General features: G+C 29.9%; 22 protein-coding genes. 13 read left to right on the top strand and 9 right to left on the bottom strand.

What is annotated here, in order from left to right; translation table 11 throughout:
• Positions 1 to 17 precede the first annotated feature (17 nt).
• The 7 genes from BVC87_RS13405 to BVC87_RS13430 all read left to right on the top strand — a co-directional run bounded on the left by BVC87_RS13405 (position 18) and on the right by BVC87_RS13430 (position 5,157).
• Positions 18 to 965, top strand: coding sequence for an isopenicillin N synthase family dioxygenase (locus BVC87_RS13405; protein WP_075342899.1), 948 nt, complete (start codon positions 18 to 20; stop codon positions 963 to 965).
• A 57-nt stretch (positions 966 to 1,022) separates the two neighbouring features.
• Positions 1,023 to 1,346, top strand: coding sequence for a translation initiation factor (locus BVC87_RS13410; protein WP_075342900.1), 324 nt, complete (start codon positions 1,023 to 1,025; stop codon positions 1,344 to 1,346).
• Positions 1,347 to 1,517: 171 nt separating this feature from the next.
• Positions 1,518 to 2,453 (top strand): DUF1835 domain-containing protein, encoded by a 936-nt coding sequence (locus tag BVC87_RS13415; protein ID WP_075342901.1) that lies wholly within the window; start codon positions 1,518 to 1,520, stop codon positions 2,451 to 2,453.
• Positions 2,454 to 3,323 (top strand): nucleoside phosphorylase, encoded by an 870-nt coding sequence (locus BVC87_RS13420; RefSeq protein ID WP_075342902.1) that lies wholly within the window; start codon positions 2,454 to 2,456, stop codon positions 3,321 to 3,323.
• The gene (locus tag BVC87_RS13425; RefSeq protein WP_075342903.1) at positions 3,324 to 4,178 is read left to right on the top strand and encodes a substrate-binding domain-containing protein; all 855 of its coding nucleotides are present in this window, start codon (positions 3,324 to 3,326) and stop codon (positions 4,176 to 4,178) included.
• Positions 4,179 to 4,202: 24 nt separating this feature from the next.
• Positions 4,203 to 4,361: a hypothetical protein gene (locus BVC87_RS23415; RefSeq protein ID WP_159439358.1), complete on the top strand. Its 159-nt coding sequence runs from the start codon at positions 4,203 to 4,205 to the stop codon at positions 4,359 to 4,361.
• Between the two features lie 67 nt (positions 4,362 to 4,428).
• Positions 4,429 to 5,157 carry a hypothetical protein gene (locus BVC87_RS13430; RefSeq protein WP_075342904.1) on the top strand — a complete coding sequence of 243 codons (729 nt, stop codon included), beginning with the start codon at positions 4,429 to 4,431 and terminating at the stop codon, positions 5,155 to 5,157.
• Here BVC87_RS13430 and BVC87_RS13435 read toward each other — a convergent pair.
• On the bottom strand, positions 5,154 to 5,795 hold the full coding sequence (locus BVC87_RS13435) for a protein-L-isoaspartate(D-aspartate) O-methyltransferase (RefSeq protein ID WP_075342905.1): 642 nt from the start codon (positions 5,793 to 5,795) through the stop codon (positions 5,154 to 5,156). The two genes, BVC87_RS13430 and BVC87_RS13435, sit on opposite strands and share 4 nt — an antisense overlap.
• A gap of 121 nt (positions 5,796 to 5,916) precedes the next feature.
• Between BVC87_RS13435 and BVC87_RS13440 the strand changes: the two genes are divergently transcribed.
• Both BVC87_RS13440 and BVC87_RS13445 read left to right on the top strand, forming a co-directional pair.
• On the top strand, positions 5,917 to 6,885 hold the full coding sequence (locus BVC87_RS13440) for a Gfo/Idh/MocA family protein (protein ID WP_075342906.1): 969 nt from the start codon (positions 5,917 to 5,919) through the stop codon (positions 6,883 to 6,885).
• A gap of 19 nt (positions 6,886 to 6,904) precedes the next feature.
• Positions 6,905 to 7,792 (top strand): 3-hydroxybutyryl-CoA dehydrogenase, encoded by an 888-nt coding sequence (locus tag BVC87_RS13445; protein ID WP_075342907.1) that lies wholly within the window; start codon positions 6,905 to 6,907, stop codon positions 7,790 to 7,792.
• 133 nt (positions 7,793 to 7,925) lie between these two features.
• On the opposite strand, the gene BVC87_RS23865 is transcribed toward BVC87_RS13445, so the two are convergent.
• The 7 genes from BVC87_RS23865 to BVC87_RS13470 form a co-directional block, all read right to left on the bottom strand.
• On the bottom strand, positions 7,926 to 8,048 hold the full coding sequence (locus BVC87_RS23865; protein ID WP_262509528.1) for a hypothetical protein: 123 nt from the start codon (positions 8,046 to 8,048) through the stop codon (positions 7,926 to 7,928).
• 321 nt (positions 8,049 to 8,369) lie between these two features.
• On the bottom strand, positions 8,370 to 8,492 hold the full coding sequence (locus BVC87_RS23870; RefSeq protein ID WP_262509529.1) for a hypothetical protein: 123 nt from the start codon (positions 8,490 to 8,492) through the stop codon (positions 8,370 to 8,372).
• A gap of 283 nt (positions 8,493 to 8,775) precedes the next feature.
• Positions 8,776 to 11,361 (bottom strand): DUF6923 family protein, encoded by a 2,586-nt coding sequence (locus BVC87_RS13450; protein ID WP_075342936.1) that lies wholly within the window; start codon positions 11,359 to 11,361, stop codon positions 8,776 to 8,778.
• A gap of 198 nt (positions 11,362 to 11,559) precedes the next feature.
• On the bottom strand, positions 11,560 to 12,678 hold the full coding sequence (locus BVC87_RS13455; protein WP_075342908.1) for an efflux RND transporter periplasmic adaptor subunit: 1,119 nt from the start codon (positions 12,676 to 12,678) through the stop codon (positions 11,560 to 11,562).
• 35 nt (positions 12,679 to 12,713) lie between these two features.
• The gene (locus tag BVC87_RS13460) at positions 12,714 to 13,958 is read right to left on the bottom strand and encodes an ABC transporter permease (RefSeq protein ID WP_075342909.1); all 1,245 of its coding nucleotides are present in this window, start codon (positions 13,956 to 13,958) and stop codon (positions 12,714 to 12,716) included.
• 2 nt (positions 13,959 to 13,960) lie between these two features.
• The gene (locus tag BVC87_RS13465; RefSeq protein WP_075342910.1) at positions 13,961 to 15,190 is read right to left on the bottom strand and encodes an ABC transporter permease; all 1,230 of its coding nucleotides are present in this window, start codon (positions 15,188 to 15,190) and stop codon (positions 13,961 to 13,963) included.
• On the bottom strand, positions 15,183 to 15,890 hold the full coding sequence (locus tag BVC87_RS13470) for an ABC transporter ATP-binding protein (protein ID WP_075342911.1): 708 nt from the start codon (positions 15,888 to 15,890) through the stop codon (positions 15,183 to 15,185). The genes BVC87_RS13465 and BVC87_RS13470 overlap by 8 nt, the downstream gene beginning before the upstream one ends.
• 137 nt (positions 15,891 to 16,027) lie before the next feature.
• Here BVC87_RS13470 and BVC87_RS13475 point away from each other — a divergent pair, with 137 nt between their 5' ends.
• The 4 genes from BVC87_RS13475 to BVC87_RS13490 all read left to right on the top strand — a co-directional run bounded on the left by BVC87_RS13475 (position 16,028) and on the right by BVC87_RS13490 (position 20,670).
• Positions 16,028 to 16,444: a thiol-disulfide oxidoreductase DCC family protein gene (locus BVC87_RS13475; RefSeq protein WP_075342912.1), complete on the top strand. Its 417-nt coding sequence runs from the start codon at positions 16,028 to 16,030 to the stop codon at positions 16,442 to 16,444.
• Positions 16,445 to 16,447: 3 nt separating this feature from the next.
• On the top strand, positions 16,448 to 17,098 hold the full coding sequence (locus tag BVC87_RS13480) for an HAD family hydrolase (RefSeq protein ID WP_075342913.1): 651 nt from the start codon (positions 16,448 to 16,450) through the stop codon (positions 17,096 to 17,098).
• On the top strand, positions 17,098 to 17,802 hold the full coding sequence (locus BVC87_RS13485) for an SMI1/KNR4 family protein (RefSeq protein ID WP_075342914.1): 705 nt from the start codon (positions 17,098 to 17,100) through the stop codon (positions 17,800 to 17,802). Before BVC87_RS13480 ends, BVC87_RS13485 begins: the two co-directional genes overlap by 1 nt.
• A gap of 351 nt (positions 17,803 to 18,153) precedes the next feature.
• The gene (locus tag BVC87_RS13490) at positions 18,154 to 20,670 is read left to right on the top strand and encodes a membrane dipeptidase (RefSeq protein ID WP_075342915.1); all 2,517 of its coding nucleotides are present in this window, start codon (positions 18,154 to 18,156) and stop codon (positions 20,668 to 20,670) included.
• A 65-nt stretch (positions 20,671 to 20,735) separates the two neighbouring features.
• On the opposite strand, the gene BVC87_RS13495 is transcribed toward BVC87_RS13490, so the two are convergent.
• The gene (locus BVC87_RS13495; protein ID WP_075342916.1) at positions 20,736 to 21,893 is read right to left on the bottom strand and encodes a flavohemoglobin expression-modulating QEGLA motif protein; all 1,158 of its coding nucleotides are present in this window, start codon (positions 21,891 to 21,893) and stop codon (positions 20,736 to 20,738) included.
• Positions 21,894 to 21,902 lie beyond the last annotated feature (9 nt).

The raw sequence follows: 21,902 nt of genomic DNA on the forward strand, positions 1-21,902 counted from the left end.
CTTTAAAACGTACCAAAATGACTAGAATACCAAGTGTAGATTTACAAGATTTTTTATCTGAAGATGTTGAAAGAAAACAAAAGTTTATTAATGAGATTGGTAATGCCTATGAAACTATTGGTTTTGTAGCTTTAAAAGGACATTTTTTAGACGATACACTAGTAGAAAATCTATACAGTCAAATCAAAGAATTTTTCGATCTTCCTGTAGATGTAAAACAGAAGTATGAAATTCCTGGCATAGGTGGACAACGTGGTTATGTTTCATTTGGTAAAGAAAGTGCTAAAGGAAAAAAAGAAGGAGACTTAAAAGAGTTTTGGCATTTCGGACAGTATGTAGAAAATAACTCAAAATTAGAAAATGAATATCCTGCTAATGTAATTGTTGATGAATTACCAGAGTTTAACGAAGTAGGAAAGCAAACTTATAAAATGCTAGAAAAAACAGCTAAATACGTTTTGCGAGCTTTAGCTTTGTTTTTAGATCTAGACGAAGAATACTTTGACCAATATATCTTAAATGGAAATAGTATTTTAAGACCTATCCACTACCCTCCAATTAAAGAAGAACCTAAAGGAGCTGTTAGAGCAGCTGCTCATGGAGATATTAATTTAATCACACTTTTAATGGGAGCTCATGGTAAAGGCTTACAAGTTCAGAATCATGATGGAGAATGGGTAGATGCTATAGCTCAACCTGATGAACTTATGATTAATGTAGGAGACATGTTATCACGTCATAGTAATAACAAGTTAAAGTCTACAATTCATCGTGTAGTAAATCCTCCTAAAGAGTTATGGGGAACTTCTAGATATTCAATTCCTTTCTTCATGCATCCTATTTCTGAAATGAAATTAGACGTCTTAGAAAATTGTATAGACGCTAAAAATCCTAAACAGTTTGAAGACATTACCGCAGGTGAATTTCTAAATGAACGTCTACGTGAACTAGGGTTAATTAAATAACTACTAGATATTAAGTTAAATTTTTTAAACACATCTTTAGACTTTAAAATAAAAACTATGGATTTACAAGATCAACTTAAAAATTTATTTCCTGATCATCAGCTTGAAGAAGCTCCTAAGGAAGAAAAGCCAGATGTTTGGCTTCAAGAAGAACCATTACTTTGTAAATATGAAAAACGAAAAGGAAAACCTATTACAATTATAGATGGTTACAATGGAGCTACTGAAGATTTTAAAAAGTTAGCTAAAGAAATTAAAACTAAATTTTCTGTTGGAGGTTCTTTTAAAGACGAAAAAATCATTATTCAAGGTGACTATAGAGATCAAATTATGAAACTGTTAAAAGAAAAAGGTTTTAATGTTAAGCGAGTTGGGGGATAAGATAAAAAAACGTTAACTATTTATGTTAAATCTCCTTGTACTGATTTTAAAAAAATCATTTTTTTAACAAAAAAGATAATAATTAATTAAAAATTAGACTAATACTAAATAAGATTCTCAACATATCTTTTTTTTCATTAATATTGGGGTGTATTTTAAAGTCCCTTTCCAATGAGTTCTTTTTTACACATAACCAATGGTGATTTTACCACCGAAATTTTACGAAACTTACCAATAGAAGGTGAAATTATAACATGGCGAGAAATGCTATGTGAAGGAAAAACTACAACAGATGTTGGTAGTGAAGATTTCTGGAAAACCCGTTTTGATTTCTTAAATTCATCCTACAAAATTACCAAGAAAACTTTTATTGACTTTACTTTAAAAGAATATAGAAATTTATGTAAACAAAATCAAGATGAGATCATTTTATGGTTTGATCATGATTTGTTCTGCCAGATAAATATGATAGCCGTAGTAAGCTGGTTAAAAAGGTATAGGAAAGGAAGAAAAATAACTATAATTCAAACTGGCCCCGATGAAAATAAAAGAGCTGTTGGATTTTCAAAATTAACTCAAAAAGAACTATTAAAATTACACGAGAATAGAACTACATTAACTCAAGATGATATTGAATATGCTGATTACATTTGGCAATTATATTGTTCTGATAGTCCTATACGACTGGAAACTGTCCATAAATTCAATCCTTCATCTCCTTTCATCTATTTAACAGATGCTATTAGTGCACATTTACAGCGATTTCCATCTATTGAAAATGGGTTAAATTCCATTGAAAACACAATTTTATCAACTGCTGATAGTACTCAATTTAAAAGTGAAAATGAATTAGTAAGTACACTTCTAAATCAACAAGGAGTTTATGGGTTTGGAGATATTCAATACACCAACAAGCTTCAAGAATTAAAAAAATTATTCTCATCTTTCAATCCTGTTAAATTAAATGACATTGGGAAAGAAGTACTGAATAATCAGCTTAACTATTACCGACAAATTCGTTCAGATTTTTCGTATCTTGGCGGCGCAAGAAAATATAGCTACTTGTTTATGAATTCTACAAATAAGCTATTGAAATTAACATCGTAGATGCATATTAAAAATTCTGAGCTTATCTTAAATGATGATGGAAGTATTTATCATTTAAATTTAAAGCCTCAACATATTTCCAAAGATCTCATTTTTGTTGGAGATCAAGACAGGGTAGATAAAGTAACTAAACATTTCGACAGTATTGAATTCTCTACGCAAAAAAGAGAATTTAAAACTACTACTGGTATTTATAAAGGCAAAAGAATTACCGTTATCTCTACTGGAATTGGTCCTGATAATATTGATATTGTACTCAATGAACTAGATGCCTTAGTTAATATTGATTTTACTACAAGAGTTGTGAAAGAAACACACACGCAACTTAATATTGTTAGAATAGGAACATCAGGCTCACTACAAAGTGATATTCCAATAGATAGTTTTTTACTAAGTACACATGCTATCGATTTAAATGGTATGTTACAAGCTTACAAAGTAGACCAAATTTCTCACCCAGAAATAGAAGAGGAATTTGTAAAACAAACCAATTGGTCTCAAAGAAAATCATATCCTTTAGTTGTAGCTAATTCAAAAGTATTAGAAGAAAAACTGCTTTCTGAACTTACATTTACAGGAATTACAGCTACTGCAGGTGGCTTTTATGCTCCTCAAGGAAGAGTATTAAGACTTCCTCTACAGGATGAAAACATAAATAAAAAGATAGATAATTTCTCCTACAATAACCACAGAATTACCAACCTAGAAATGGAAACTTCTGCCATATATGGACTTTCTAAATTATTAGGTCATAATGCTTGTTCAATGAATGCTATTTTGGCAAATAGAGCTAACGGAACATTTAGTAAAAATCCTAGTAAGGTTGTTGAAGATTTAATTACATATACATTACAAAAATTAGTTGAATAAATGCTGAATTTAAAAGTAGGTGGTGTTCCTGAACATTTTAACTACCCTTGGTACATTACCCTAAAAAATAAAGAATATACCCAACAAAATATCAATTTACGCTGGCAAGACTTTCCCGGTGGGACTGGCGCCATGTGTAAAGCTCTAAGAGAAGGTGATGTAGATATAGCTATAGTACTGACTGAAGGTATTATTAAAGATATTATCGACGGTAATCCTTCTAAGATTATTCAAACTTTTGTAAAAAGTCCTTTAATCTGGGGAATTCACGTCGGTGCGAAATCAAAGTTTAAAACCATTGATGACCTTGAAAACGCAACAGTTGCCATTAGTAGATATGGATCCGGCTCTCATTTAATGGCTATAGTTAACGCTTATAATAATGGTTGGGATATTGATAAATTACAATTTAAAGTAGTTAAAAACTTGCAAGGAGGAATTGATGCTTTAACGAATGGTGAAGCTGACTATTTTATGTGGGAACATTTTACGACAAAACCTTTAGTAGATAACGGAACGTTTAGACGTTTAGGAGACTGTCCTACTCCATGGCCTTGTTTTGTAGTAGCAATTCGAGAAGAAATTTTAGAAAACTATCCTGAACAAATAAAAACAGTATTGGATATTATTAATAATTGTACAAGTGGTTTTAAATCTCTAGAAAACATAGATCAAATACTTTCTGTACGATATGAGCAACAGCTAGAAGACATACAAAAATGGCTATCTATTACAGAATGGAATGATGGAAAACCTATTTCTGAAAATTTATTGACTGACATTCAAAATAAAATGGAAACCTTCAACGTTATAAAAGAGAAAATTGATTCTGATAAATTAATTAAAATTTTATAAATTAGCGTTTTTAAAAGTAAAAAAATGAAAAGAGTAGTATTTATTGTAATTTGTGTAGTTGGTTTATTAGGATTAACATCTTGTGGAAGCACAGCTCCATGTGGTTTATCACAAAATAACCAAAAACAGACTCAACAAAACCTTCAACAAGACGTAGTTGTAGCTGATGCTACAGCTGAATAAGTTGATTGTTCTTTTTTCAAATTCAATAAATCCGCTATTTTGCGGATTTTTTTGTTACTTTTAACTTATGAAAAAGTTAAAAAAAATTGTTATTACATTTCTTTCGTTGACTTCTCTATTCGTTCTTGTAGACTTATATGTTTTTAGAAGTTATTACTTACCTACATTTTTAAACAATTTATATGACTGGGAAACTAGTAGTCAAGAAATAGAATCAGAGGATTTAAGTATAGAGATTACTAAAGAAAATAATCTATATGAAATTAATTTTAAGAATACATCAATAAAAGCTTTTTTAGTCTGGACCTACAGATACGATCAACTTTTATTTAAAATGAATGATTCTATATTTAGATACCGTTATAGGTTAAAGGTAAATACTCCTCATTTTAAGAATGATTATGAATATGGACTAGATTGTGGAACAGGTGCAGGATCTTTCTCGATCAATCCTTATGAAAGTTTTTCTTCAAAAGTAACTCGCCAAGAACTCTTAGATCCTTATTATTGGGGAGCTTATCACCAAAACAATAAAAATGGTGATACTATTAATGATTTGATTTATAATAAACCTTTATTGATAGTTAATCATAGAGAAAACACTTTTGAAGTTATTAAAAGAAAAGATATTACTGAAAAAGACAGTATTGATGCTCAATTATTTCTGCCATTTTTCTCTTATAATCATCAAAAATTATCTTACGCTAAATCAAATTATATTAAACTATCTTATCCCAAAATAATTGAGAGAATGATATTAGAGAAAAGTAAAGTATTCAAAAAATTAAATAATTAATTCTTCTTCTCTAACATAGGTACAAATCTAAAATCACCTAACTCATGTTTTTCAAATTCTTTTGGAGACGTACGGACTAATAAAGTCATAATTTGAGTACCATCACCTACAGGTATTAATAACTTCCCTCCTACTTTTAACTGACCTAATAATGGTTTTGGAATAAAAGGTGCCCCAGCTGTTACTATAATTTTATCAAAAGGAGCATTTTCAGGTAGTCCTTTATACCCATCACCAAATACAAAACGTTTTGCCTTATACCCAATTTTAGGTAAAAACAACGATGTTTTCTTAAAAAGCTCGTGCTGTCTTTCTATGGTATACACTTCTGCTTTTAATTCTAAAAGCACTGCTGTTTGATAACCTGAACCTGTACCTATTTCAAGTACTTTCTCACCTTCCTTAATTTCAAGAGTTTGTGTTTGAAATGCTACTGTATACGGATGCGAAATAGTTTGATCAGCTGCAATAGGGAAAGCCTTGTCTTTGTAAGCATGATCTTCAAAACTGCTATCGATAAATAAGTGTCGTGGAATTTTCCTTACTGCACTCAATACTTTTTCATCCACAATTCCTTTTTTGTGCAATACATTAGCTAATTGGTTTCTAAGCCCTTGATGTTTGGTTGTATCTCTCACCTCATTTGATTTTTCAGCAAGCTAAAAGTAGTAATAATTACAAAACAAATCTATAAAAGTGTATCTTTGTTGATGTTGATTTTTTTAAACAATTAACACCCTTTAATAAATCTAAACATTTATGCTAAAAGCTGGAGTTTTAGGTGCTGGTCACCTAGGGAAGATTCACTTACGCCTTCTACAAGAATCAGAAAGATATGAACTTGTTGGTTTTTATGATCCTAATAAAGAAAATGCTGATAAAGTTGTTACTGAATACGGATATCATTTATTTGATTCTGTTGAAAGTTTAATTGATGCTGTAGATGTAGTAGATATTGTAACCCCAACCTTATCTCATTTTGATTGTGCTAAACTAGCCATAGAAAAAGGTAAACATATTTTTATTGAAAAACCAATCACCAATACTATTCAAGAAGCTGAGGCTATTAGAACTTTGGCTAGTCAAAATCATGTTCGTGGTCAAGTTGGTCATGTTGAACGATTTAATCCTGCTTTTACTGCAGTAAAGGATATTATTGATACTCCTATGTTTATTGAAACTCATCGATTAGCTGAATTTAATCCAAGAGGTACAGATGTTCCTGTGGTTTTAGATTTAATGATTCACGATATAGATATTATACTTTCCGTTGTAAAATCTAAGGTGAAAAATGTCTATGCTAGTGGAGTTTCTGTCATTTCCGAAACTCCCGATATTGCAAATGCAAGGATCGAATTCGAAAATGGATGTGTTGCCAATTTAACTTCTAGTAGAATCTCTATGAAAAATATGAGAAAGTCTCGTTTCTTTCAGAAAGATGCTTACATCTCTGTTGATTTCCTAGAGAAGAAATCAGAGGTTGTTAAAATGAAAGATGCCCCTGAAACACCAGATGATTTTGCAATTATTTTGCAAAATGCTGAAGGCATGAAAAAGCAGATTTATTTTGAAAATCCTAAAATAGAACAGAATAACGCAATTTTAGATGAATTAAACTCATTTGCTGATGCTATTAAAAATAATACAGTTCCTATAGTTTCATTAACTCAAGGAACTGAAGCATTACGAGTTGCTCATCAAATTATAGATTGTTTCTCTAACAAATAAATTAAACTAAATTTCACAAATGAATAATATTGCAGTAATTGGTGCTGGTACCATGGGAAATGGTATAGCACATACCTTTGCTCAATTTGGATACAATGTTCAATTAATTGATATTTCTCAAAAAGCTTTAGATAAAGGATTAGCTACTATTTCTAAAAACTTAGATAGAATGGTAGCAAAAGAAAAGATCACAGCTGAAGACAAAGAAAACACGCTTAAGAATATTACTACATTTACTAATATTAAGGAAGGTGTTCAGTATGCTGGTTTAGTTGTAGAAGCGGCTACTGAGAATATCGATTTAAAACTTAAAATTTTTAAAGAATTAGATGATGTTTGTCCTGAAGATACAATTTTGGCTACCAATACTTCATCTATTTCTATAACTCAAATCGCTGCTGTTACTTCTAGACCAGAAAAGGTAATTGGGATGCATTTTATGAATCCTGTTCCTATTATGAAGCTAGTAGAGATTATTAGAGGTTATAACACTTCTGATGAAGTTAATGATTATATTGTTGAACTTACTCAAAAAATTAATAAAGTACCAGTAGAAGTTAATGATTACCCTGGATTTGTGGCTAATAGAATTTTAATGCCAATGATTAATGAATCTATCGAGACTTTATACAACGGAGTTGCTGGTGTTAAAGAAATAGATACTGTAATGAAACTAGGTATGGCTCATCCTATGGGACCATTACAATTAGCTGACTTTATAGGTTTGGATGTATGTTTATCGATACTTAATGTAATGTATGATGGATTTAAAAACCCTAAATATGCTCCATGTCCTTTATTAGTAAATATGGTAACAGCTGGAAAGCTAGGTGTAAAGTCTGGTGAAGGTTTTTATGATTATTCGGAAAGTAGAAAAGCAGAAAACGTTGCTAAAATGTTCACTTAATAAAAAACTACTTATTGCATAAAATAAAAAAGGAACTCTATATGAGTTCTTTTTTTATTGGGATTTACTAAACTTTATACTTATTATGTATTGAGAATTAGTTAAAGGATTTTCTTATTACTTATAAATTCAATTATTTACGAAAAGAATGTTTGTCTTTTTTAACGTATACTGGAATTTTTTGCACATTCATTCCTGGAGATAACTGATTAAATAATTGAGTTAAGATTTCGTTTAAATACTTAAAAATTTTCATGATTTTAATCTTTTAGGGATTCCTTTGAACTTTGTCGCTAATGACACTTCTAAATTACAATTGTTTTCCCTTTTTTATTGAAATTTTAGATTTGTGAAAACTTAAGTTCGGTAAATAACATTATTATAACGTTGAATACAATTCATACCTTAAATTGGTACTTCAATATTTTAAATTGTTCTACTGTACGATTCACAATTGACTAAATTTAAAGCAAAAAAAAAGGAACTCATAAAGAGTTCACTTTTAATATTGGGGATTATACTATTACTAAATGTAATAAGGGGAAATATTATGATTCAATTTATATTTTGAATGTAATTACCTTTTAAATGGGTATTTATCTTTTTTTACATACACAGGAATCTTTTGAACATTCATTTCAGGTCTTAACTGTTGAACAAACTTTTCTATAATTTCTAAGAACAATTGAGTAATATTCATGTCTTGTTTTATTTAAGATTACTGTTGTTTTACACTGCAAATTTACGTCAGATTTAAGATGTAAAATTTAATTTTTAGACTTTCAGTAGTTAAAAGTTCGACAAACGGTATCATTGATTCGATCAAATGAAAAATTCTTATCAATTTAGAGAAATGATTGAATTTAAAATAAATTAACCTATGTTAATCGCAATTAAATTAAATTAACATAGGTTAATTTTTGTTTTTATTGAAAATAATGCAAAAACACAGTTAAAACAACCTCTATTCTAGATAGTTAACATTATTTCAACAAAATCTTACCTTTTATTTTTTGATTTGAAGAGTTTAATGAATATAAATATGCTCCTGAAGAAAGCTCATTACGATAAAATACTACCTTATTTTTACCAACCACAGCTTGTATCTTACGAGAGAATACTCTTTTCCCTAATAAATTATAGATTTCTAAAATATAATCATCTGCATTTTTTACTTCAAAATTGAACGTTGCTTGATCTACTATTGGATTTGGAACTACTCTAGCTGTAATTTCTTGATCTTGCTCTTCTAGTGATGCTGTAGATTGCTTAGAAAACTGAATATCTGTTATGTCAAACTTCTTAGTTTTTATAGTAACGTCTTCACTAACTAAAGTAAACAATAACATTTTTATATCATTTAAATTTGTTCCTCCTTTAGCTGCAATAATATCTGCGTTATGCAATACATATTCCTTTTCATTTTCTGTTAACTCAATCATTAGATAAGGTTGCTCTTCCCAAGAAGTAATTTCATCTTTAATAAATGTTAATTTCAATTTACCATCTCCTTTAGCTTTAAAAGTTATTTGATTATAATTTGAAACATCAACAGGTTCAAACTTAGGAGTTAAAGATCGATATATAGAAACATCTTGATTAGTAGTGGTAGTTAATACAATACCTCTTTCAACGTTATAAGCATCTTTACCTTCAGAAATATCACTTTTAATGACTTCAAAAGAATCGATATAATTTTCTGAGCTATAATCTATACCCCAAGTACCATCAGAAAGGAAAAGATCATCTGGAGATATATCTAAAGCATTTCTAACTCTAAAACCAATATCATATAAACTTCCTACTTCTAAAGTTATATTATTTACATAATTAGGCGCGGTAATTGTTAAATTTACTGGTTCAATTTCACTTGTTTCTGTGGCTCTTTTAAACCCTTCGATTGTAATTGATTCAGAAGATAACGTATTGATAACCTCAAGATTAATTTTTCCTCCGTTCATATAACTTGCTTTTCTAACATAAACAGGTGGAGCTTGAGAACTGATATAACTAGCTATTGGTTTTTGAATTTCTATCAAACGAATCACTTCTTGAGACAAGTTATATAGATCATCTACAGAATTTGCCCAAACTTGAAAGTTATAAAAACCTGTATCACTATATTGATCTAAATTCCAATGTGATTCAGCAATAAAAAATGCACTATCTTCTGAGACTCTCACAGAAAAGCTAGCCACATATTCTACAGATCCATCTGGTTGTTTAACTACAGATTTAATAAATGTTGCCTCATTAATTTCCATAGTAGATACAGATAGTAATTCTGCTCCAGTAAAACGATCACAAATATGTTTAGTATGTTCATATACCTCATCTTGAGTTTCTAAAACCAATAGCGTTCCGACATTATCATTTCCTTTAAGATAATCTACAGAAACTAAATCAATTGCATTAGTAATATCAACCAAATCACCTGGAGAACTTTCAATTGCTGTAGCTTCAGGAATTATATCCATAGGTACAAAATCCCATAATGAAATTGTCTGGTTAGCAGATTTCATACCATAGAAACTATTCTTCTTAACCCTTTTAGCTGTTTTCTTGTTGAAAGTATAATTTCTTTTAATTCTATTAATATTTCTTTGACTAATTTGACTAGCTAAACGATTATTACTTTCTAATCCTCCATCATTTCCACTACTCGTTCTTGTTATAGTTGGACAAGCTGCTACTCCCGAACAAGCAGGATCATCACAATCCACTAACCCATCGCCATCATCATCAACTCCATTAGTACAATCTTCTTGTGGTACTGGTGCTGTTGGACATCTTGCTCCATCATTTTGAGAACTTGATGGACCAAATGCAAACAAATTAGACTTCATACTTCCTCCTACTGTAATATTTTGAACTTCATAAACAATATAAACCGTTCCGGTTTGGTTTGCTGAAATATAGAAATTACCATCTACATCAAAATATACAGCTCCATATGTGTAATTTAAGCCTGAAAGGATTGGTACTTCTCCTAAAGCTTCTACATTCCCTGTAGTTGTATCAATTCTATATAAAATATTAGAATGTTTCTCAACAGTATATAACATATCATCTGCTGCATTAAATGCCCAATCATGATTTGTAATTGCTTGTGAAAGTGCTTGACTACCAATATTAGTTAAGTAAGTAGGAGATTCTGGATCTAGATCAATTTTATAAAACGAAGAACTTCCATTTTTAAGAAAATAAACTCCATCTTGGTTTACATCACCTACATAAGAATATGGAGCATTAGAAAGCGTATATGTGGTAACTTCATAATCTTTACCGATTCTTACTATAGTATTAGCTGGTGATTTTAAAGATCCCCATATATAACCATCTTTAGAATTATATCCTACTCCATTTATAACATTAGGTGTAATATCTATAGCATCTAAAATTGCTGAGCCTGAAGCTAGATTTTGAGCATATACATCATTACTCTGGAATAAATATGCTTCGGTTACACAATTAAAAGGTTCGCTAGTTTGAGACGTTAATGTTTGAGCAAAAATACTTGTAAATACTATAGCTAAACATATTTTAATTTTGAAGTAACTTTTTTTCATAATAGAAATCATTTATTGGGGGTTAACAACTATGTTTACAGCAAATTAAGGCAATACTTAATGATTTTTATCAGGAAAAAAACTGTTTCGTAATTATTAATGGTTTAAATACATAAATACATGGATAAGAAGGTTTAAAAACAAAAAAAGACTTCTACTAGAAGTCTTTTTTTGTTTTTAAACATCAGAAAATGTTCATTAATCATCACTTTCTTCTTTTTTATCCTTAGATGCCTTGTTCCAAATCTTAATTTCGTCTTCTGCAGTAACTCCTGATTTTATTTCAATATTTACCCCATCAGAGATTCCTAATTCTAATTCTTTCTTTTCAAATTTATTTTCTCCTACTTTAATTTCTACATAAGGTTTCTCTGTTTTCTTGTCAAACCTCAATAAAGCCTCTTTTATAGCTAAAATGCTATCTTTTTTCTCTAAAATTATATCCGCATTAGCAGAATAACCTGCTCTTATAAAGTATTTTTCATCTAAGGCTACATCTGCTTTAATTTTAAATTGTACAGCTCCCCCTTCTTCTGTTCCTTTAGGTGCAATAAAATTTAATTTTGCTGGGAAATTTTTATCTTCAATAGCTCCTAAAGATACTTTTAACTCTGTTCCTTTCACTAATTTTCCTACTTCTGATTCATCTACTTTACCTTCAAAAATCATTTTATTCATGTCTGCAACTGTAGCTATAGTTGTACCATCATTAAAACTATTACTTTGAATTACTTGCGCTCCTTTTTTAATTGGGATTTCAACAATCATTCCTGAAGAAGTCGCTCTAATATTAGTGTTAGCTGCACTTCCTAAACCAGCAGTAGTACCTCTTTTTACAATATCCATATTAGAACGTGCATTCGATAAACGTTGTTTTGCATTATTAAAGCTTAATTCAGAATTCTCGAACTCTTGTCTAGCAATTACACCTTTTTCGAATAAATTTTTATTACGATCAAATTGTACTTTTGCATTATCGTAAGCTAATTGCGCATTCTTAATTTCATTATTAGCAGAATTTAATGCTTCTACATTAGGTACTACTCTTACTGTTGCTATTAAATCTCCTGCTTTTACAATTTGTCCTTCTTCTGCAACAACCTTATCTACAATTCCTGCAATTTGAGGTTTTATTTGTACTTCCTCTAATGGAATTACTTTACCTGTAGCTACAGTCTTTCTAACAATTGTTGTTTTAAATGGTTTTTCCGTTTCAAATTGTACTACATTTTTCTTGTTCTTTTTCGCGAGCCAAATTAATACTGCTGCGAATAATACTACTACTATAGTTAATATAATTTTTGCTCTCTTACTCATTGTTTTTATTTATAAAGCTTGATTATTTTTTTTATTTATTCTTCTCTTAATGCCTCAATTGGTTTTATTAAAGTTGCCATATAAGCTGGTATTAGACCAATAGTGGTTCCTAAAATTATTAGGATTGCAAATGCTATTAATATAATTGGAATATTTACCGTAGGATTTAATAGTGAAGGATCGGGACCTGTACCTAAAGTTGAATCCATTATAAACAAGACCAAACCTCCGAATACAATTCCTAGCATTCCGGCTATTGTAGTTAGAAATATAGACTCTAAAATAACCTGTTGTCTTATTTCTCTTGGAGTAGCTCCTAATGCTCTTCTAATACCAATTTCTTTTGTTCTTTCTTTTACTGTAATTAGTAAGATATTCCCAATAGCAAATACTCCTGCAATTAAAGTAGCTATTCCAACAAACCAAGTTAAGAATTGCATTCCTGTTAAGAATCCAGTAACTCGTCCTATTTCTTTTGCTAAATTAACTCCTCCAATTGCTTTATTATCTTTTGGATGTACTTTATGTAGATTTTTTAGTGTTAATTGGATATCTTTTTCAAATTGATTGATATCTATTCCTTCATAAACTGTCACTAACATCCAATCAATACTATTACCTCTATTGTATACTTGTTGAAACGTTGTGAATGGAATATAAGCTGCGTCATCATCAAAATCTATATTTCCAGACTTATACACTCCAACTACTTTATAATTTACGTTGTTAATAATTAAATACTGATTTATTGGATCTTCATTTTTCTCGAATAGTTGTTTGTATATATTTTCTTCAATAACAACAACTTTTGTTTTATTCTTTACATCATTTTCATTCAAAAAACGTCCATAAATCAAATTTTTCTTCTGTACTTTATCTAGCACTGGATAATCACCACTAACTTGAAATTCTCCATACTTGAATCCATTGGTTATAGTACTTGAAGTTTGACATCTAGGTGCAATATATTGTAATTCACCTTTATATTCTTCCTTCAAAACTTCAATATCTTTAGACTTCAATTGAATTCTTCTTCCTTTTTGAAATCCTTTGAAAGGAGTATCAGTTGTTTCAGTCCATACTGCCAAGCTATTTGTTGCAAAATCACCAAAAACTGTTTTAAAGTTATTTTCCATACCTCTAGCTGCTCCTAACAAAACTACAAGTAAAAAAATTCCCCATAGTACACCTAAAATTGTGATTATAGTTCTAACCTTATTTTTACGAATTCCTCCGTAAATTTCTTGCCAAGTATCTGAGTCAAATAAAAATTTAAACATAACTAATCTGCTCTTAATGCTACAATTGGTTTAATTCCTGCTGCTTTCTTCGCTGGTAAATAGCCAGCTAATAATCCTGCCAACACTAAGGTTATAGTAGCTCCTATTACTAAACTTGAACTTACACTAGGATTATGAATGAAATACTTTTCTAAACCATCTCCTATTTGGTTTAATATAAATGTACCAAGCAGCAATCCAAGGTAACCGGCTAATCCTGTAATTAAAACCGACTCTTTAACTACCATACTTATTATTGATGCAGGTTTAGCACCTAGTGCTTTTCGTATTCCAAACTCTTTAGTCCTTTCTTTAATAGAAAAAATCATAATATTACTTATACCAATAATTCCTGCTATTAATGTTCCTGATCCAACAAATATTACAATAAAAAATAATGCTGTAGTTAACTGTCCCACTCCTTTATTTGCCTCTGCCATATTTCTTATGAATAAAGCATTCTGATCATCTGGATGAATATCTAGCTTTTGTCTTAATTCTCTTTCTAATCTATTTCCGAAAGCAACAGCTTTATCAATAGTTAGTTTAGGGCTATATCCTATAAGTATATTATCTATATGATCATTATTCCCATATAATTTTTGCGCGGTAGTTATAGGCATATACACATTTCGTTCTTCTCTATCTCCTCCTTCATCAGAAAACACTCCTACAATCTTATAAGATATATCACTTACATTTACATATTTACCTATTGCAGGTCGTTCTCCAAATAAATCTTTCTTAACTAATCGACCAATTACAATTACTTTGTTTTTTTGATTTAAATCTAATTGATTTATAAATCTTCCTTCATCAATAATTGTCTTTTCTAAATATCTATGATCTGGATGTACAGCCCTAATGTTATAAAAATCTTGTTTATTTTTATACGTTATTCTAGCACTTGAATATTTCCTAGCGGATATATGTTGTATTTTATCTGAGTGCTTTTCTAGAATATAATCAAAATGTTCATCTTTAAGTTGTATTATTCTTCCAGACTGTAATCCTTTGTATGGTTTTGTTGTTTTCCATGTTCTTACAAACATTGAATTATCAGCATCGTCTATAAAAGCTTTTGTAAAAAAGTTTTGTAAACCATTTACAATACCAAATAATAAAGTGAACAATAAAATAGCAAACGCAACAGTAAAACCTGAAAGAATAGATCTTAATTTATTCTTATTTATACTCTGAAAAATTTCTCGCCAAGCATCTATATCAAACATAGCTAGCGTTTTTTGACTTTCCTATCTCAGTTAACTCGTCACTAATAATCACTCCATCTTTTAATCGAACAACTCTATTGGTTTGCTCAGCTACTTCTTCCTCATGCGTAATTACAAATACAGTCATTCCTTCATCATTAATTCCTTTTAGCAAATCCATAACAGAATCTGTAGTTGTAGAGTCTAATGCTCCTGTAGGTTCATCTGCTAAAATCACCTTAGGTTTTGTAGCTAAAGCTCTTGCTATGGCAACACGTTGTTTTTGACCTCCAGATAATTCATTTGGTAAGTGATTTGCCCAAGGTCCTAATTCTACTTTTTCTAAATACTCTTGTGCAGTTTTTAAACGTTCTTTACGACCAATACCTTTATAATATAATGGTAAAGCAACATTTTCTAGTGCGGTCTTATAAGAAATTAAATTGAACGATTGGAAAACAAAGCCTAAGAACTTATTACGTAATACTGCTGCTTTCTTTTCATTTAAGTTTTGAATAAGTTGTCCGTTTAAATAATAGTTCCCTAAATCGTGAGTATCTAAAAGTCCTACAATGTTTAATAAAGTTGATTTACCTGAACCAGAAGATCCCATAATAGATACAAATTCTCCTTCTTTTATATGTAAATCTAGACCTTTTAACACATGTAGTGAGTCTTTACCAATGGGATAAGATTTATGTAAGCCCTCAATTTTTATCATATAGTTTAGTTAATTTTTTACTAAAGATAAGTATATAATAGTTAGATTTCATATACTTACACTCACAAGACGTTGTTTTGGTAAATATGTTACAAAAAGTTAATGTAATTTTATAAAAAATTTCGGGAGGGTCCTATATGTCAAGTTTTCCAAGTCATAAGAAAATTATCTTATTTGATGGAGTCTGTTATTTATGTAACAGTTCTGTCTTAAAAATTATTGAATTAGATAAAAACAACTCCTTTTTATTTTCTTCATTACAATCAGCTTCTGGAAAAAAAATTATTAATCAACTGAAAATAGATACTCAAAAAATTGATTCTGTAATTTTATATGAACCTGATGTAGCCTATTATATAAAATCGACAGCAGCGTTAAAAATAATGAAAGAATTTGGTGGTTTTTGGAAAACAGCTCAAGTTTTCTTTATTTTGCCCGCTTATTTAAGAGATTTCATATACGATTTTATAGCTAAAAATCGTTATAAATGGTTTGGTAAAAAAAACGAGTGTATGATACCTTCCCCCGAATTATTATCTAAATTTTTGAATTAGCGAATGATACAAAATATAAAATGTGTAATTTTTGATATGGATGGTGTCATTATTGACTCTGAAACTTTACATAAAAAAGCTTATTATGAAACTTTTAAGTCCTTAAATTTAGATGTTTCTGAAGAACTCTACACTTCTTTTACAGGTTCTTCTACTATTAATACTTTTCAACAAATAGTGACCTATTTCAACTTAGATGAAAATCCAGAAGAATTAGTACTTCATAAGCGGAAACATTTTGTAGGTTTTTTTGAAAATGATCCGAACCTAAGCTTAATCAAAGGCGTAGAAGATTTGATTCAGTATTTTTTCAATAAAGGATACACTTTAATTTTAGCTTCATCTTCAGCTATGGTTAATATTAACCGAGTTTTTGATCGATTTGATTTACATAAATTCTTTAAAGCAAAAGTTAGTGGAGCGGATTTAAAAGCTTCAAAACCTCATCCTGAAATTTTTGAAAAAGCAGCTACTTTAAGTGGTCACGATAGAGAAAACTGCATTGTTATTGAAGATTCTGACAATGGTATTAAAGCAGCTAATGATGCAGGAATTTTTGTTGTTGGTTATAACAACCCAGCAGTAACTAATCAAACATTGCAAAATGCAGATCTAGTAATTACTGACTATGATGAACTAATGAAATTATTGTAATGAAAAAAAATAAATTTAACCTCTTTATAACTACTGCTTCTTTGGTTTTAATAGTCGGTGCATTTTTTATGTTTCTGGCTAATAAATCTGGAGCTCAAGCTAATAAAGAAAGTATTTCGGAACGTTTGAAGTTAACTCAAGATGCTCGAAAAGAAATCGATAAGGTATTAAAATCATCACATAGTGAGGATACCACTATGGATCTAATTATTATATTATTAGATAATTATTCTAGACATAAAAACCTAGGCAAAAAATTATCCGATGATGAAATATTAGCTATTGAAAAAGATTTAAATCTCACATTACCTAAATCCTATAAGTTATTTCTAAAGCATATGGCTAATGGTGGTGTATTTTATGATAATCCTATAAATGACATTAGAAAATCTATTTTTCTTTCTGAATCTGTGGAAGATATAGGTCCTAAAATAGAAATTGTTGGTGAACGAAAACAAATACTAACAAACACATTATTACCTTTAACTTCTGTAGATATGAATGGAGGTAGCTGGTGCTGGCTAACAAATGAGGTTACCGAAAATGGGGAATGGCCTTTAGCATATTACAGTAATTTGGACAACAAATTACATTTTAAAGTTACCAATTTTGCGGAATGGTTAGAGATATTAGTGGATAACAGATCAGAAGTTATTAGTGAACTAGATATTAATGAGAAGTTAATTTTTATAAAAATTACTTAAGGTACTTGCTTATTTTACAGTTTAGAATTATCTAAAATAAAGTCTATTAACTTATTTACATTCTTACATCAACAGTAAACTTTACTGTAATTCTTTACTATATAACTATAAAACATTTGATTTCTTTAGCTAATGCTAAGGTTACTTTTCCTATCAGGAAATAGTTGTAAATCTTTATAGAACCAGAATCAATCTAATTACTGCTTTACATTACATTATCTTAAATAGAGAATACCAGTCTAAAATTTCACAATCAAATTTAAGTTAACAGAATTTTAAATTCATAATTATTGAGTTTTATAGGTTTGAATTTAGTTAAATTTATTTTTCCTATTAAAAAATCAAATAAAAATGAAAAAACATTATTCTCTATTCGGTATTATTTTATTTACATTTTCCTCACTTTCAGGACAAATTTTAAATGATAAATATAGTTTAGCTAATTCTTGCTATAGCGTAACTTATAAGCATAAGAAAAAAACGAAAGATTTTATTTTCAAGGATGTCGATTCAAAGTACTACTTAAAACCAGCTGCTTTAGGTGAATACATGCTATATGGAAAAAATAATAAAATTCTTACTCGTAAAGAATCATTTTTGTGGTATACACTTACCTTTGATGATTCAAAAAATGCTGATGATGGATCTATTTGGATTCCTGAGCCTTCTTCTAACAATAAATTCAGATTGAAAAATAAGCGCTTTGGAAATTATTTGGGTAGAAACTTTTTAGGTTTTACTGGAAATGCAAAGAAAAAAAATGCTATTGAACTTGAATTTTTTGATAACGAAAATTGTGCAATATTTCCAGAAGCATCAGTATCCGCTGAACAGTCAGGCACTTTAAAAGGTCTAAATTCCAATGGCACAGTTTGGGGAATGGCAGATATCCATTTACATTTATTCGGAAATGAATCTTATGGAGGTTACTTCAACCATGGAGCTCCTTTTTCTCCTTATGGTATTGAACAAGCATTAGACAATTGTAATACCTCACATGGTGACTCAGGTCTTTTTGACATTTATGCTTCCGTAACAGGTAGTCAACAAAATCCTTTGGAACATAATACTAATGGATACCCTACTTTCGATTATTGGCCTTCTCATATTGATTTTAACCATCAAAAGGGATATTACCAATGGTTAAATAGAGCTCGACTGGGAGGACTTCGATTGATCACTACCTTATCTGTTCAAAATGAAGTATTAAATAAGGTTTATAATGAACTTGCTAAACAGCTTAAACCTATATTATTTGACACTTTAGATGATCCAAAAGATATTTATGACTCTATGGAAGCTCATAACATTATGGTAGAGAAAGCAACACAACTAATGAATTATGTAGATGCTCAAGAAGGCGGGCCCGGTAAAGGTTGGTTTCGAATTGTACATACTCCAGCTGAAGCCAGAAATGTTATTGCTCAAGGAAAACTCGCAGTGGTTATGGGAATGGAACTTGAAGCTCCTTTTAACTGTATAAAAACTCGTGATGGAGCTTCTAATTGCACGAGAGAATATATTGAAGAGCAACTAGATAAATATGAAAATAAAGGTATTAGCCATATTTTTCTTAATCATCATTGGGACAATGATTTTGGTGGAGCACGTCAATTTGAAAAGTTTTTAGAGTTAAGTAACATTGCTTTTAATGATCATGTATTTGAATGGGAAGCAGCAGATCATGGTGCTGAAGGAATCTTCAATGTACACAAACCTTTAGTAGCAGAAAATCTTGGGGATATAAATGATTTAGTATTAGATGTTATCCGTGTATTATTTAATGTAAATGCACTACCAGCCCAACTACCAGATTCTGAAACTGGAAACTATAGAAACACCAAAGGATTAAATACTTTAGGAAAAGTATTTATAGAAGAATGTATGCAAAGAGGAATAATGATAGATTTTGGACACTCTTCTAAAGCTGCTGTCGAAGATGCCTACGAATTACTAGACCAATACGATTACCCTCCTTTATTTACACATTCGGCTAGTTTTAACTCTATGAAACATGTATTACAAAGAAATGGTGTTCTGTCTCCTATGTTTAAAGCTAATGGTTTTGAAGGGCATACATATCCTTGTGAATTCCCAATCTCTTCTGATTTTATTGAACTGGTTAAAGTTGGAAATGAAGTTAATTTAGAAAACAAAGAAAACCATGTGGGAATTCCTTTTACTTCGGATCTTTTCGCTGGTACGCAACATATGAATGGTCCTAGGTTCAATAATCAAACAAATCCTTGTAATAGAGCACAAAGTAATCCTGTAAGTTACCCTTTCACATCACATGATGGTGCAGTTACATTTAATCGTCAACAAACCGGAGAACGAATTTTTGATATTAATTCTGATGGCTTAGTACATTTAGGTCTATTGCCGGATCTTATCCAAGATATTAAAAACCAAGGATATACTAATAAAGATGTTGATATTTTGTTTAACGGCGCTGAAGAATACCTTAGACTTTGGGAACGAAGTATTGAAGCTTCAAAACGCGTTAAGGATAGTAATTTAAAAGTAACTCCATTAGAAAAGTCACCTAAGAAAACTGAAAACACAACAGCATCATCTGAATTCTCAAAAAACAGAGACACTGTTAATGAAGAGGAAAATAATGAGACCTTTATTTACCCCACATTAATAGAGAATACATTTAATATTAAAACTGAAAAGCCTACAATTCTAGAAGTAAGTATTTATGATATACAAGGTAAAGTTTATTATCAAAAAACGATACATTACAACAATATTTCTCCTAAATCAATAGACAATTTAGGTACCATTACTTCTGGAGTTTTATTTATAAAAATAAAGGATTTAAAATCTCTTAAAAATGTGATTTACAAAGTAATTAAGAAATAGAAATAAAAAGACCTAAGAAGTGAAGTACTTTTTAGGTCTTTACATTTTAGATGTAATGAAATAATTTATTTTAAATTATCTAAAATAAAGTTTATCGTTTTATCTGTATTATTATTTTTTGCGTATGAATCAGTGATAAATTTGGATTCCACAGCATAACCTTTTCCTATTAGATAATTAATCTCATCAGCAAATTCTAAAGTTACCTTACCTGTTAATAAGGTTTTTAAATCTTTACCTTCTTTATAATAATTATAGATTTTTTTAAGTCCTGTTAGATATAAATAATCTTTTGTAAATCCTCCTCCACGATAAGCACGAACAGTTATATAAAATGCATCTTCCCTATTTAAATCAAAAGTATTGTGTAATGAACGGAATGTTTTAGAAAACGAATACCCTTTAGCTAAACCATTTACTGCCAAAACCCTATAAGCTAACTCCTTCAATCTCTTTAGTGTTAAATTCCCCGACATATATTCACTAAAAACTGCTAGTCCCTCTTGAGTTTCTACATTGTTTGGAAAACCGTGAGAAAAGATTTTTATAGGATGCTCTAAAGCATTCATTGTTGTTACCATATGTACACCTATTTCATGATTAGTTAATACTGCCATTTCATTTTCTGAATAGGTATGATGACTATTTAACACTAATGTTTTAACACTATTCAATACCATAGCTATTGCACTCATGGTAGAAGAATGCTTTATATTAAAGTCAAAATCATATTTCTGTCCGTAATCTTTAAATATTTGTTCTGCTTCGGCTGGCGAATATTTAGGATGAAAAACAGCATCATCTTCACTTTCATCATCAAAATGAAGAATAAACTTTGCGTTTTCTACATCAGTTTCAGTAGGTGTCCCAAAAGATCGTAAACTATTGTAATAAAACTTCTTTCCATCACCAATAGTTTCAATACATTGGATTAATCCTGAGTAGAAATAGATAATCTCTTCATATAGATTTTTGATTTTCTCATCTTCAATCTCATCTAATGGAAGTGCAAAAAACTGGCTATGTAATTTGAATTTATCGAAGTCTCTTTTAGGATATTTAAAATCTGGATCTGTTAGGTATTTAGAAGCAAAAAACTTTTGTTTTTCGTCCTCTATATTTATTGGATTTACATATCGCAATAATTCTATTTTTTTTACAAGCGCATCTAAACGATTGTCTATATCCAATACCTTTTGTGTTCTACTAGAAGTATCAATCATAATAAAATC

Source organism: Tenacibaculum agarivorans, assembly GCF_001936575.1.
GTDB lineage: Bacteria > Bacteroidota > Bacteroidia > Flavobacteriales > Flavobacteriaceae > Polaribacter > Polaribacter agarivorans.